This window comes from Microbispora sp. NPDC088329, assembly GCF_040685655.1.
Taxonomy (GTDB): Bacteria; Actinomycetota; Actinomycetes; order Streptosporangiales; family Streptosporangiaceae; genus Microbispora.
Map to the genome: position 1 here is coordinate 1 of NZ_JBFBIP010000012.1, position 12,481 is coordinate 12,481.

The window sequence follows — 12,481 nt, forward strand, 5'->3', positions numbered from 1 at the left end:
CTTCCTCGCCTTCCGGCTGACCGCTTCCCGCCGCCGCAAGCGCATCGAGAAACTCATCCTCAACAGCCGGGGCACACCCCTCGGGGCCTGAGCACCTGAGCGCGCGGGCGGATCGAGGCCCCCGCGACACGCGTCAGGGGGACCCCCTTCCATCCGATCAGCACCATCCGCCCCTCAGGAGGTGGCGACCATCAACCGACCACCCAGGCAACCGACGCCGGTCCGGCGTCCGGCCCGGAGCCGGGCGCTCGGCCTCGTGGCCGCGTTCGTGATCGGCGCGCTCGTCGCCGGCGGCCTGGTCTTCGCGGTGACCCGGCCGTCGTCCGTCGAACAGATCGCCAACCAGATCCGCGCCGAATCCGCCCTCCGCGACAAGACACAGATCAAGACCCTGACCGAGCTGGCGCGCACCTCGCGCGACCGGCTCGTCCCCGTGCTCGACGGACTGAACCGGGCCCTGCCCGCCGACGGCACCGCGGGGCCCACCGTGGTGACCGACGCCGACGTCGAGAACTGGCGCAAGGCGTCCACCGCGGCCGTCGGCGACTTCGCCGACCCGCCGTCCGGCGAGACGGCCACCAACGTGGCGAGGTCGAGCCTCGCCTCCGCAGTCCGGCAGATCGCCACGACCGTCGACACCTACGCGGCCGCGCGGGACCTCACCGGATCGGCGCGCACCACCGCGATGGACCTGGTCGTACGGCAACGCGCCGACGCGATCTTCACCTGGTCGGTCGGAGCCACCGCCCTCGACGCCCTGAGTGTCGACGCGGGCTACGGGCACCAGCACGTCTACCTGCCGACATCACCGGGCGACGGGGCTCTCACCCCCGACACCGAACCCGAGGGGACCCACGAATCGTGAAAAAGGCACTGACCTACGTCCTCACCGTCCTGCTGGCCGGGCTCGTGCTGACGCTCGGCGCGTCCGCGGCCTCCGCCCAGGGCAAACCGATCAAGCTGGAGGTGACCGGGGACGGCGCCGACAACGTCAACGTCCTGGTCTCCTACAAGGACGGCAACGACCCCGTCATGGAGATCGTCGCGGCGACGCTGGTCGCGACCTCCGCCGACGGCCGCTCCTTCGGGCCGGTGCCGCTCAGGTCGGCGTCCGAGGGCCTGAACGTCTACCGCGCCGCCGAGCCGCTGCCGGCCGGTGAGTGGAAGGTCACCGTGACCGCGACCGAGCCCGCCAAGGCGACCAAGACGGTGCAGGTGAAATCGGGAGCGGTCGCCGTCCCCCAGGCGGCCGCCGCGCCCGCGCTGAACACCAGGGCGGCCGGGGCCGAGCAGGACGCCGACGACTCGGCGGGGATGGCGCTCAAGATCGGCATCATCGTGCTCGCGGTGGCGGCCGCCGCCGCGGTCCTGATCGTCCTCGCCCGCCGCAGGAACCTGTACGCCCGGCACTGAAAGCGGTGCGCTCCGGCCGGCCACGACCGCCGGTCGGAGCGCGAGCCGGGCGTCGTGCGCGCAGTGGGAACGCCGATCCCGCCGGGGCACGACGGACGCCACAGGAGGGCCGGTCACACCGACCGGCCCTCCTTCGCGTTCGCGGCGATGGGGAAGGGCCGCCCGGACGCCCTGACGGCCCGGAGGGGAAGGACCCGGGGGGAAAGGCGCCGCAGGGGAAGCACGGGAGGATCCCGGCGGGCGTCCGGACGGCCTGGGTACGCTCCGGCCGGTCAGGAACCGGCCGGAGCGAAGACGCCGAAGAGGTTGCCGGAGGTGTCGTGCAGGTAGGCGAAGTCGGGGCCGCCCTCGTGGCCCACCACCTCGCTGAGCACCTTCCCGCCCAGGGCCTCCACCTTCCGGCAGGTCTCGGTCACGTTCCGGACCATGACGGTGAAGATGGCGTGGCCGGGCATGCCGCCACCGGTGCCCAGCACCCCGCCACGCATCTCGTCGTCACCGTCGTAGCTGATGACCCGGTAGTCCATGCCCACGGCGGCCGAGTCCTCGTCGGTCCGGAACCGCCAGCCGAACAGGTCGCCGTAGAACCGCTGGACGCCCTCGGGGTCGTCGCCGGCGATCTCGAACCAGGCGACCGTGTTGACGGCGGGGGCGGCGGGAGTGGTCATCGTCGGTCTCTTTCTGTCTAGTTCTCTCTGGCCGCTCGCCTCTTCGTGCGCGGGCGTCGCCTTTTCGCACGGGCGCTGCCACCTCGCGCGGGTGCTGCGGGCGGCGTGACGAGCGGGGGAAGGCGCTGAGCGGGGCCGTGGCCGGCCCGTTGTCACGCGAGTAGAGCCTCCCGCCCTTCGGCGACACCCTCCTGTCGGTGTTTCAGATTTTCACGAACATATTTTCGGATCCGCGATCAGTCCAGTGCGGGAGTCCGGGCGATCATGTCGGGAACCTCGGCGTCGAACGCCTCCAGGGGCCGGCCTGGCACGGGCTCCTCGGTGAGGGCGGCCTCGGTGATCCGGTCGAGCCGGAAGACGCGGACGGCGTCTCGGAGCCGGCACCAGGCCACCAGATACCACCATCCGCTCCGCCCGCCGACGAACGCGCCGGGCTCCACCTCCCTGGTCGTCGGCACACCCTGTGCGTCGCCATACCGGATGCGCAGAACGACGCCCTTGAGAAGGGCCTCCTCGATCACCCGGCCGATCGATCCGATGTATCGGAGCTCCGGCTCGTCCTCGATGAGGATCTGCACGCGGGCGGCCAGTTGCCGGGCCCGCTCGCCCTCGGGGCTGGGCATCGCGGCGACGAGCTTGCGCAGTGCGCTGCGCGCCTCGTCGGCGAAGGGCTGCTGCTCTGTGCGGCTGAGGGCGATCGCCACGGCCACGGCCTCGGCGGGGGTGAAGTTGAGCGGGGGCAGCGACATGCTCTTGTCGAGGGCGTAGCCTCCCCTGCGCCCGACCTCCGCGTAGATGGGCACGCCGGCCTGCTGCAGCGCGGAGATGTCCCGCTCGATGGTCCGCGAGCTCACCTCGAAGCGCAGGGCGAGTTCACGCGCGGACCGGCAGCGCGGGGAGATCGCCCGCAGGTCCTCGACGATCGCGTAGAGCCGGTCGGTACGGTTCACGCCGCAGAGAGTAGGCCACCCCACCGACATTTCTCGCTGACACGTTCGACTTCCTCGCGCTGTCGCAGGTGAAGGCGGTCATCGCCGCACGCAGGCGCCCCGCGTGGGCCTCCCGCGGCTCCCGCACTCGCCTCCCGGGGTTTCCGCACACGCCTCCCCGGCTCCCGGCGCGCGAACGGACGGCCGGATCAGCCGCCGACGGCCTCGGCGAGCTCGGCCAGGCGGTCGCGGCCCGGCTCGGGGAAGCGCTCGCCGGTGACCTCGGCCCGGGAGATCCGGTCGAGCCGGAAGACGCGCACGTCGTTCCGCAGCCGGCACCAGGCCACCAGATACCAGTGCCCGCCCCGCCCGCCGAGGCAGATGCTCGGCTCGACGTCCCTGACGGTGGGCACGCCCTTGCTGCCGGCGTATTCCAGGCGCAGCACGTGCCGCCCGCGCAGCGCCTCGTCGATGGCGCGCTTCACCGTCTCGGGGCCCGCGAGCGCGTAGCCGCCCTGGTCGAGCCGGATCGGGACGCCGGCCTCCCGGAGCTTCGCCACGTCGCGCACGACCGTGCTCCTGCTGACCCCGAGACGCGAGGCGAGCTCGCGGGCCGACAGGCACCCGGCGGTTTTCAGCTCCTTCAGCAGCGCGTCGCGGCGTTTCATGATTCGACGCTACGTCGATCAGTGCGGCGAAACCCGTCCGACACTCCTCACCCGGACGCCACAGGACTATCACCCCAAGTCCGGAGCAGTCCCCCAGGGGCGGGCGTTGCGGATGCGCTCCGGCGGTATCCCGCACAGGGCCGCCCGCTCGCACCCGAACCGCTGCCAGTCGAGCTGACCGGGCGCGTGAGCATCGGAGTCGATCGCGAACTCGCACCCCATCTCGTACGCCAGCCGCATCAGGCGCTTGGGCGGGTCGAGCCGGTCGGGCCTCGAATTGATCTCCACCGCGACCCCGAACCTCCGGCACGCCTCGAAGACGATCTCGGCGTCGAAGCGCGACTCCGGCCGCCCCCGTCCGCGTACGACCCGGCCGGTGCAGTGCCCGAGGACGTCCACGTGAGGATCGGCCACGGCCGCGACCATCCGGCGCGTCATGTCCGCCGCGTCCATGCGCAGCAGCGAGTGGACGCTCGCCACCACGACATCGAGCCGTTCGAGCAGCTCCGGCTCCTGGTCGAGTGAGCCGTCGGTGGTGATGTCCACCTCGATGCCGGTCAGGACGCGGAACGGCGGCCCGCCGTCCGCCGCGTACCGCTCGTTGAGCTCGGCGACCACGTCGAGCTGCCGCCGCAACCGGTCGGCGGACAGGCCGTGCGCGACGGTCAGCCGGGGCGAGTGGTCGGTCAGCGCCAGGTACTCGTGCCCGAGCGAGCGGGCGGCGCCCGCCATCTCCTCGATGGGCGACCCGCCGTCCGACCAGTCGGAGTGGCTGTGGAGGTCGCCGCGCAGCGCCGACCGCAGCGCCTGCGCCGCCTCGTCCAGGTCGACGTCCTCGGTGTCCTCGAGCCGCCGCAGGTAGGTCGGCACGGCGCCGTCCAGCGCCTCGGTGACGACCAGGGCCGTGACCTTGCCGATGCCCCTTATGTCCGTCAGGCCGCCGGTGCGCGCGAGCCGTACCAGCTCCTCCCGGGGCAGGTCCTGGATCGCGGCGGCGGCGCCGCGGAAGGCGCGCACGCGGTAGGTCGGCTCGCCGGCCCGTTCCAGCAGGAAGGCGATGCGCTTGAGTGCCTCGACGGGGTCCACATCCGGCACGTTACCCACCGTACGGAGCCCTGGACGGACCGGAGATAACGGGCTTATCAGGAACCGCGCACCGCTGTGTCCCGTTCGTCCAACGAGACGATAATGTGTGCCGATCTCGACAGCAGGAGCGCGATGACCGTCCCACCGCACGTACCCGGCGCCTCCCCTCTGCCTCCTCATCCGATGGCGAGGGACGTCGGTGCGTCCGGTTCACCTTCACCGCCCTCCGGCGGTTCCATGTCCTCCACCGCGATCAAGCTCGGCACCCTGGGCGTCCTGTCGGTCCTGCTCGTCGGTTTCTGCGCGGCCCAGGACGACTACGAGGAGGTCGGCGCGGACTGCGTGGACACCTCGACGCAGAACCTGGACGGGTCCTACCTGGTCGTGGACGACTCCTACTGCGACGACGACGGCCACAGCCACTACTCCGGCTCGCACGGCGCCTACCGCTGGTACTACGGCGGCGCCCGCAACGGCGGCCGGGTCTACAACGGCACGACCGTACGACCGGCCGACGCGCACATCACGACCCGGACGGGGCGGGTCGTGCAGCGGGGCGGCTTCGGCTTCCACTTCGGCGGCGGAAGCTGAGCGGGGCCGGCACGTGCGCAGGCTGACCTCGGCGCCCAGGGAGAACTGGGCCGGCCTCATCGAGTCGCAGGGACTCGCGTTCCACCGCTCCGCCCACCCCGAGGGCCTCACCCGGCCCTACTGGGACGAGAGCGTCCACTACGTGTTCACCATGGACGAGGTCCTCGCACTGGAGGAGCAGGTCGAGGAGCTGCACCGGATGTGCCTGGCCGCGGCCGACCACATCGTGGCCTTCGACCGGTTCGCCGACCTCGGCATCCCCCCGCACTGCCGCGCGGCCGTCGCGGAGTCGTGGCGGCGGCGCGACCCGCACGTCTTCGGCCGGTTCGACCTGCGCTACGACGGCACGGGACCGGCCAAGCTGCTGGAGTACAACGCCGACACCCCGACCAGCCTGGTCGAGAGCTCGGTCGTGCAGTGGTTCTGGCTGAAGGACGTGTATCCCGACGACGACCAGTGGAACTCGATCCACGAGCGCCTGATCGACCGCTGGAAGTCCCTCACCCTGCAGACGGGCCCGGCCCACTTCGCGTGGACCAGCGCCGACGAGACGGGCGAGGAGGCGATGACCATCGGCTATCTCCAGGAGACCGCGCGGCAGGCGGGGCTGGTCACGGCGGCGATCGCGATGGAGGACGTCGGCTGGGACGCGCTCAACCGCCGGTTCGTCGACATGGAGCACCGGGTCGTCCGCACGCTGTGCAAGCTGTACCCCTGGGAATGGATCGTCGCCGAGCCGTTCGGGCCGCACGCGCTCGCGCAGCAGATCTCGATGACGTGGATCGAGCCACTGTGGAAGATGCTGCTGTCCAACAAGGCCCTGCTGGCGATCCTGTGGGAGCTGTATCCCGGCCACCCGAACCTGCTGCCCGCCTACCTCGACGGTCCCCGCGAGCTGGACGGCGGTCCCGGCTACGTGCGCAAGCCGCTGCTCGGCCGCGAGGGCGCCTCGATGCGGATCGCCGCACCGGGCGTCGAGGTGGAGACCGAGGGCGGGTACGGCACGGAGGGCTTCGTCTACCAGGAGTTCGCGCCGCTGCCGGAATTCGGCGGCTGGCGTCCGGTTCTCGGGGCGTGGGTGGTCGACGACGAGTCGGCCGGGCTCGGCATCCGGGAGACCTCCGGCCTCGTCACCGACGACACGTCCTCTTTCGTCCCCCACCGCATCCACGGCTGAAAGCGAACCTCATGCCCACTCCAGCGCCCCTCCTGCCGACCGACGCGGGGAGCACCTCGCTCGCCGACGTGCTCGGGCACGGCGCCCTGGCGATCCTCGCGTACGCCATCCTCGGCGTGCTGCTGCTCGTCGCCGGGTTCTACGTCGTGGATCTGGCCATCCCCGGCCGGCTCAGCAAGATCATCCGTACGGACCGCAATCCCAACGCCACGGTGCTGGCCGCCTCCAGCGTCGCCGGCGTCGGACTCGTCGTCGCGGCCTCCATCTGGTCGTCCGGCGGCGCGCTGCGCGAAGGGCTGCTCGCGACGCTCGCGTTCGGCCTGGTGGGCATCGCCGTGCAGACGCTCGGCATGGTCGCCTTCGACAAGGTCGCCGGCATCTCGGTGCGTGAGCTCGTCCGGGAGGCCACACTGCAGCCCGCCGCCGTCCTCCTCGGCGTGACGCACTTCTTCATCGGGCTCATCACGGCCGTCGCCGTCATCTGACCCGTATAACCCGTACGGACCCCGCCCGTGCCGGTGAAACATTCATCGGCACGCGGCGGAAGCCCCAGGTGGGAGCGGCGGGGCACCCGTGGAGCGGTTTCAGGGGAGACGCCCGTATAGACCGTTCCTGTCCTGAGGGCCTACTCTCCTCCTCGTGATCACGGGGACCGCGACGTCAGGGCAACCGTCGGAAGAGTCACGCGCCACGACCGCCGTCGAACCGGAGGAACGGCCGGACGGCGCGGACGACCAGGAACGGGAGGCGGAGCCGCGGCGCCCCGCCGTGCGGTTCTTGAGGTCCCGCCGCCACCTGATCGCGCTGTCCGTGCTGTGCGCGTTGTCGGCGGCCCTCAACTGGACCCTTTCCCTGCTCAGGTTCGCCCACTTCCAGCTGAGCACCTACGACCTGGTCATCTTCGACCAGGCGGTGCGCGGCTACTCGCGCTTCTCCGCACCCACGGTGCCGCTGCGCGGAGTAACCGGCAACCTCGGCATGGACTACATCCAGCTGGCCGATCACTTCTCGCCGATCCTGGCCGTGCTGGCGCCCTTCTACTGGCTCCATGACGGGCCCGAGACGCTGCTCGTGGCACAGGCGGTGCTGTTCGCCCTGGCCATTCCGTTCGTGTGGATGTTCACCCGGCGCGTGCTCGGCACCCCGCACGCCTACCTCGTCTCCGTCGCGTACGCGATCTCCTGGCCGATCGCGCAGGCGACGGCCGTGGAGTTCCACGAGGTGGCCTTCGTGCCGCTGCTGACCGCGATCGCCGTCGAGCGGCTGCACGCCGGGCGGCGCCTGCCCGGGTTGCTCGCGGTGCTCGGCCTGCTGCTCACCAAGGAGGACCTGGGCCTCATGGTGGTGGGCCTCGGCGCCTGGCTGTTCTTCACCGGGCAGCGCCGGCTCGGCGCCGGGCTGGCCTTCGCCGGGGTGACGGTGTTCGAGGTGGTGCGCAAGTTCCTGATCCCCCTCGCGGGCGGGAACCCGGCCTACTACACGCGCTACTCCAAGCTCGGCGAGGACCTGCCGCAGATGCTGTGGAGCGCCGTCACGCGGCCGCACGAATTCGTGGCCATGCTCTTCGACGCCCACCCGAAGTGGGACACCTGGGGCCTGCTGCTGTGGCCGTCGCTGTTCCTGTGCCTGCTGTCCCCCCTCGTTCTGGCGGCGTTGCCGCTGATTCTGGAGCGGCTGCTGGCCGACTCGGACAACTGGTGGTCGACCGGCTGGCACTACGACGCGTTCGTGATCGTGATCGTGCTGATGGCCGGGGTGGACGGCGCGGCGCGGCTCATCCGGTGGCTGGAGCGGCGCGGGGTGCCGCGCCCGGGACACGGCCTGCGGCTGGCCTACGCCGCCGCGGTCTTCGCGGTCGCGGTCACCACGGTCCCCTACCGGCCGTTCGACAACCTGATGAATCCGGACTTCTACCACCCGGATCCGCGTACGGCGGCCCGGGAGCAGGCCATGAGCATGGTCCCCGATGGCGTGGTGGTGGAGGCGAGCGACGACTTCGGCGCGCGGCTGTCCGGCCGGACGACGGTGCTGTGGTGGGACTACCAGAAGCGGGGCACGCCCTGGATCGTGGCCTCGATCAACAACGACCTGCGCGGCCTGATCGACAGCTACCTGACCGAGGGCTACGAGCTGCGCCTCGACCGGGACGACATCGTCGTCCTGCACCGCATCGGCGCCTGACACCGCGGACCGCCGCCGCGACCTGCGGCGACACCGCTCGTGCCCCCGTACGGCGCGTGCACAGGGATGACCTGGCACGCTAGTAGGCGTGAGCGAGCGGGGCGCGTGGAACGGCGGGCAGATGCGTGCGAACGGGCGAGGCGACGATGTCGTCCGGGTGGCCGGAGACGGAGTGCCGATGAGCGACAGGGCCCATGAGGACGGCGGTGCCCGGGAAAACGACAGGGCCCGGGAAACGGACAGGGCCCATGAGGACGACAGGATCCGGGAGGACACGGCACGGCGGCTCGACCGGGCCATGGGCAGCCTGGGGACGGCCGCCATGGCCCGGATGGAGGAGCGGCTGGCCTGGTACCGCGCGCTGTCTGCGGAGGACAGGTCGTGGGTGGGCCTCGTGGCCCAGGCCGGCATCGCGGCGTTCGTGGAGTGGTTCGGCCACGCGGGCGAGGGACGGCCGACGCCGAGCATCGAGTTCTTCGGCACGGCGCCGCGCGAGCTCAAGCGCAGCGTGTCGCTCCAGCAGACGGTCGATCTCGTCCGCATCGTCGTCGAGGTCGTCGAGGCCCAGGTCGAGGAGCTGGCCGCGCCCGGCGGCGCGGAGCTGCTGCGGCACGCGATGCTGCGCTACACGCGCGACGTCGCCTTCGCCGCCGCGCAGGTGTACGCCAGGGAGGCCGAGGCGCGCGGCTCGTGGGACGCGAGGCTGGAGGCGCTGATCGTGGACGCGCTGGTGCGCGGCCAGGTCGACGACGGGCTGCACTCGTGGGCCGCGGCGCTCGGCTGGACCTCCGCGCCGGTCGTGGTCTTCGCCGGGTACGCCCCCGACGAGGACCCGCAGAGCGTCATCGACGGGCTGCGCGACAAGGGACGGCGCCTCGGTCACGAGCTGCTCGCCGGGGTGCAGGGCGACCGGCTCATCGTGATCGTGGGCGGCGCGGACGGCGTCAAGGACGCCGCGCGCGGCGTGGTGGCGCGCTTCGGCCCCGGGCCCGTCGTGATCGGGCCGGAGGTGCCCGACCTGCACGCGGCGGCCAGGTCGGCCCGCGCGGCCATCGCGGGCCTGCGCGCGGCCGCCGGATGGCCCGACGCCCCGCGCCCGGTGCTCGCCGAGGACCTGCTGGCCGAACGCGCGCTGGACGGCGACGAGGACGCCCGGGCCCAGCTGGTGGAGAACGTCTACAAGCCGCTCGCCGGAACCCCGCTGCTCGACACGCTCGCGACGTACCTGGAGCAGGGGACCTCCCTGGAGGCGACCGCCCGGCTGCTGTTCGTCCACCCCAACACCGTGCGGTACCGTCTTCGTAAGATCACGGAACTGACCGGGTACCAGCCCACGGAGGGACGGTCCGCATTCACCCTCCAGGTGGGCCTCATACTCGGGCGCCTGTCCGTAACCTGAGCCGGGTGCCTTAATCCCCTCGACACCGAAACTGTAGGTACCCCACAACGCGGCGGCCACAAAGTTCGTTCGGATCTCCATCGGTGTGGTGAACCTCTACAGGGCAGGGTTGAGTACGTGCTCGTCATCGTCGCTCCGGGCCAAGGCGCCCAGACCCCAGGATTCCTCAGTCCGTGGCTCGAGATCCCCGAGTTCCGCGAGCGGATCTCCGCATGGTCCGAGATCGTGGAGCTCGACCTCGTGGCGTACGGGACGACCGCCGGCGGCGACGAGATCCGCGACACGGCCGTGGCCCAGCCCCTCCTGGTGGCGGCCGCCCTGGCGTCGTTCGAGACACTCGGGATCCGGCCGGACCTGGTCGCCGGGCACAGCGTGGGCGAGTTCGCCGCCGCCGCTGTCGCCGGGGTGCTGACCTCCGAGCAGGCCCTCGCGCTGGTGCGCGAGCGCGGCCGGGCCATGGCCAAGGCCGCCGCCGTCACCGAGACCGGCATGAGCGCGGTGCTCGGCGGCGCGGAGGAGGACGTCCTGGCCGCGATCGCCAAGCACGGCCTGACCCCCGCCAACATCAACGGCGCCGGCCAGATCGTCGCGGGCGGCACACGGGAGCAGCTGGAGGCCTTCGCGGCCGAGCCGCCGGAGAAGGCGCGGGTGCGCCCCCTGGCGGTCGCCGGAGCCTTCCACACCGTCCACATGGCCCCCGCCGTGGATCACCTGCGTGCCGAGGCCGCGGCCCTCACCCCCGCGGAGCCGTCGGTCACGCTGGTGTCGAACTCCGACGGCGCGGCCGTCGCCGGAGGAGGCGAGTTCCTGAACCGGCTGGTGAATCAGGTGGCCAACCCGGTCCGGTGGGACGCCTGCATGGCGACGATGGCCGAGCGCGGCGTCACCACCATGATCGAGCTGCTGCCCGGCGGCACGCTGACGGGCCTGGCCCGGCGGGCCCTGCCCGGGGTGAAGACCGTGGCGCTCAAGACCCCTGCTGACCTGGACACCGCCCGGGAGGTACTGAAGTGAGGCTCGGTCAAGGCGCCCCCGCGGCGAGGGTGCTCGCCTTCGGCGGCTACCAGCCCGCCCAGGTCGTGACCAACGACGATTTGGCCGCCCGGCTCGACACCAGCGACGAGTGGATCCAGAGCCGCGTCGGCATCAAGGAACGGCGTGTGGCGGGCCCGGAGGAGTCGGAGATCGACCTCGCGGTGCAGGCGGGCGGCAAGGCCCTCGCGGCAAGCGGCCTGTCGAGCGACGACATCGACCTCGTGATCGTGGCGACCTGCACGATCGAGGCTCCCATCCCCAACGCGGCCGGCCGCGTCGCGCACCGGCTCGGCATCACGGCACCCGGCGCCTACGACCTCAACGCCGCCTGCGCCGGGTTCTGCTACGCGCTGGCCGCCGCGTCCGACGCGGTACGGTCGGGATCGGCGACCAACGTGCTGGTCGTCGGCAGCGAGAAGCTCACCCAGTGGGTGGACCGCGACGACCGGTCGACCGCCGTCATCTTCGCCGACGGCGCGGGCGCGGCGGTCGTGGGCCCCTCCGACCGGCCGGGCATCGGCCCGGTGGCCTGGGGCAGCGCCGGCGACAAGGCCGAGGCGATCATGGTCAAGGACCGCCGGTCCTTCCTCTACCAGGAGGGCCAGACGGTGTTCCGCTGGGCCACCACCGCGCTTCACCCGGTGGCCAAGCTCGCCTGCGAGCGTGCGGGCGTGGACCCCGCCGACCTGGACGCGTTCGTCCCCCACCAGGCGAACCTGCGCATCGTCGAGGCGATCGCGCGCAAGCTGGGCGCCGACAAGGCCGTCGTCGCCAGGGACATCGTGCTCGCCGGCAACACCTCCGCCGCGTCGATCCCGCTCGCACTGTCCCGCATGATCGAGCGCGGCGAGGTCCGGTCGGGCGACCTGGCCCTGCTGCTGGGCTTCGGCGCCGGCCTCACCTACGCCTCCCAGGTGATCGAGATCCCCTGAGGACTTGTACGGCCTGCCGTACAGAACTGGGGCAACCCAGAAAACCCTGAAGACAGTAAACCCAAGGAGTAGTCGCGACATGGCACTGACCGAGCAGGAGATCCTCGCGGGCCTCGGCAAGATCATCAACGAGATCACCGGGATCCCGGCCGACGAGGTCACCCCGGAGAAGAGCTTCGTGGACGACCTGGACATCGACTCGCTCTCCATGGTCGAGATCGCCGTCGCGGCCCAGGACGAGTTCGGCGTCGAGATCCCCGACGACCAGCTCAAGAACCTGAAGACCGTCAAGGACGTCATCAGCTTCATCCAGGCCTGACCTTCGCCGTACGACGGCGCACGGACGTGCCCGCCCCGTCTCCGGCGAGGCGACAGGGCGCGTCCGGCCCCCTTTCACGCCCC

General features: G+C 71.7%; 14 protein-coding genes. 10 read left to right on the plus strand and 4 right to left on the minus strand.

Annotated elements, in window-relative coordinates; all coding sequences use genetic code 11:
• The first annotated feature begins 181 nt into the window (after positions 1-181).
• Both AB0O28_RS22190 and AB0O28_RS22195 read left to right on the plus strand, forming a co-directional pair.
• Positions 182-865, plus strand: coding sequence for a hypothetical protein (locus AB0O28_RS22190; protein WP_363643005.1), 684 nt, complete (start codon positions 182-184; stop codon positions 863-865).
• On the plus strand, positions 862-1,413 hold the full coding sequence (locus tag AB0O28_RS22195; protein ID WP_363643007.1) for a hypothetical protein: 552 nt from the start codon (positions 862-864) through the stop codon (positions 1,411-1,413). Before AB0O28_RS22190 ends, AB0O28_RS22195 begins: the two co-directional genes overlap by 4 nt.
• 272 nt (positions 1,414-1,685) lie before the next feature.
• Here AB0O28_RS22195 and AB0O28_RS22200 read toward each other — a convergent pair whose 3' ends face one another.
• The 4 genes from AB0O28_RS22200 to AB0O28_RS22215 all read right to left on the minus strand — a co-directional run bounded on the left by AB0O28_RS22200 (position 1,686) and on the right by AB0O28_RS22215 (position 4,773).
• Positions 1,686-2,081 (minus strand): VOC family protein, encoded by a 396-nt coding sequence (locus AB0O28_RS22200; protein WP_363643009.1) that lies wholly within the window; start codon positions 2,079-2,081, stop codon positions 1,686-1,688.
• Between the two features lie 236 nt (positions 2,082-2,317).
• On the minus strand, positions 2,318-3,031 hold the full coding sequence (locus AB0O28_RS22205) for a YafY family protein (protein WP_363643011.1): 714 nt from the start codon (positions 3,029-3,031) through the stop codon (positions 2,318-2,320).
• Between the two features lie 188 nt (positions 3,032-3,219).
• Entirely contained in the window at positions 3,220-3,678 is a 459-nt protein-coding gene (locus AB0O28_RS22210) for a WYL domain-containing protein (RefSeq protein ID WP_363643013.1), read from the minus strand.
• Positions 3,679-3,747: 69 nt separating this feature from the next.
• Complete coding sequence (locus AB0O28_RS22215; RefSeq protein WP_363643015.1) at positions 3,748-4,773, minus strand: PHP domain-containing protein; 1,026 nt, start codon at positions 4,771-4,773, stop codon at positions 3,748-3,750.
• A 228-nt stretch (positions 4,774-5,001) separates the two neighbouring features.
• On the opposite strand from AB0O28_RS22215, the gene AB0O28_RS22220 reads away from it, so the two are divergent.
• The 8 genes from AB0O28_RS22220 to AB0O28_RS22255 all read left to right on the plus strand — a co-directional run bounded on the left by AB0O28_RS22220 (position 5,002) and on the right by AB0O28_RS22255 (position 12,398).
• Positions 5,002-5,355, plus strand: coding sequence for a hypothetical protein (locus AB0O28_RS22220; protein ID WP_363643017.1), 354 nt, complete (start codon positions 5,002-5,004; stop codon positions 5,353-5,355).
• Positions 5,356-5,368: 13 nt separating this feature from the next.
• Positions 5,369-6,532, plus strand: a complete 1,164-nt coding sequence (locus AB0O28_RS22225; RefSeq protein ID WP_363643019.1) for a glutathionylspermidine synthase family protein — start codon at positions 5,369-5,371, stop codon at positions 6,530-6,532.
• An 11-nt stretch (positions 6,533-6,543) separates the two neighbouring features.
• Positions 6,544-7,017: a DUF350 domain-containing protein gene (locus tag AB0O28_RS22230; protein ID WP_363643021.1), complete on the plus strand. Its 474-nt coding sequence runs from the start codon at positions 6,544-6,546 to the stop codon at positions 7,015-7,017.
• Positions 7,018-7,171: 154 nt separating this feature from the next.
• Positions 7,172-8,713: a DUF2079 domain-containing protein gene (locus AB0O28_RS22235; RefSeq protein ID WP_363643023.1), complete on the plus strand. Its 1,542-nt coding sequence runs from the start codon at positions 7,172-7,174 to the stop codon at positions 8,711-8,713.
• A 298-nt stretch (positions 8,714-9,011) separates the two neighbouring features.
• The gene (locus AB0O28_RS22240; protein WP_185948927.1) at positions 9,012-10,112 is read left to right on the plus strand and encodes a helix-turn-helix domain-containing protein; all 1,101 of its coding nucleotides are present in this window, start codon (positions 9,012-9,014) and stop codon (positions 10,110-10,112) included.
• 117 nt (positions 10,113-10,229) lie between these two features.
• Complete coding sequence (locus AB0O28_RS22245; RefSeq protein WP_363643025.1) at positions 10,230-11,126, plus strand: ACP S-malonyltransferase; 897 nt, start codon at positions 10,230-10,232, stop codon at positions 11,124-11,126.
• A complete protein-coding gene (locus AB0O28_RS22250) occupies positions 11,123-12,079 on the plus strand; it encodes a beta-ketoacyl-ACP synthase III (RefSeq protein WP_363643026.1) in 957 nt (318 codons plus the stop codon). The genes AB0O28_RS22245 and AB0O28_RS22250 overlap by 4 nt, the downstream gene beginning before the upstream one ends.
• A gap of 79 nt (positions 12,080-12,158) precedes the next feature.
• Positions 12,159-12,398 carry an acyl carrier protein gene (locus AB0O28_RS22255; protein ID WP_363643028.1) on the plus strand — a complete coding sequence of 80 codons (240 nt, stop codon included), beginning with the start codon at positions 12,159-12,161 and terminating at the stop codon, positions 12,396-12,398.
• Positions 12,399-12,481 lie beyond the last annotated feature (83 nt).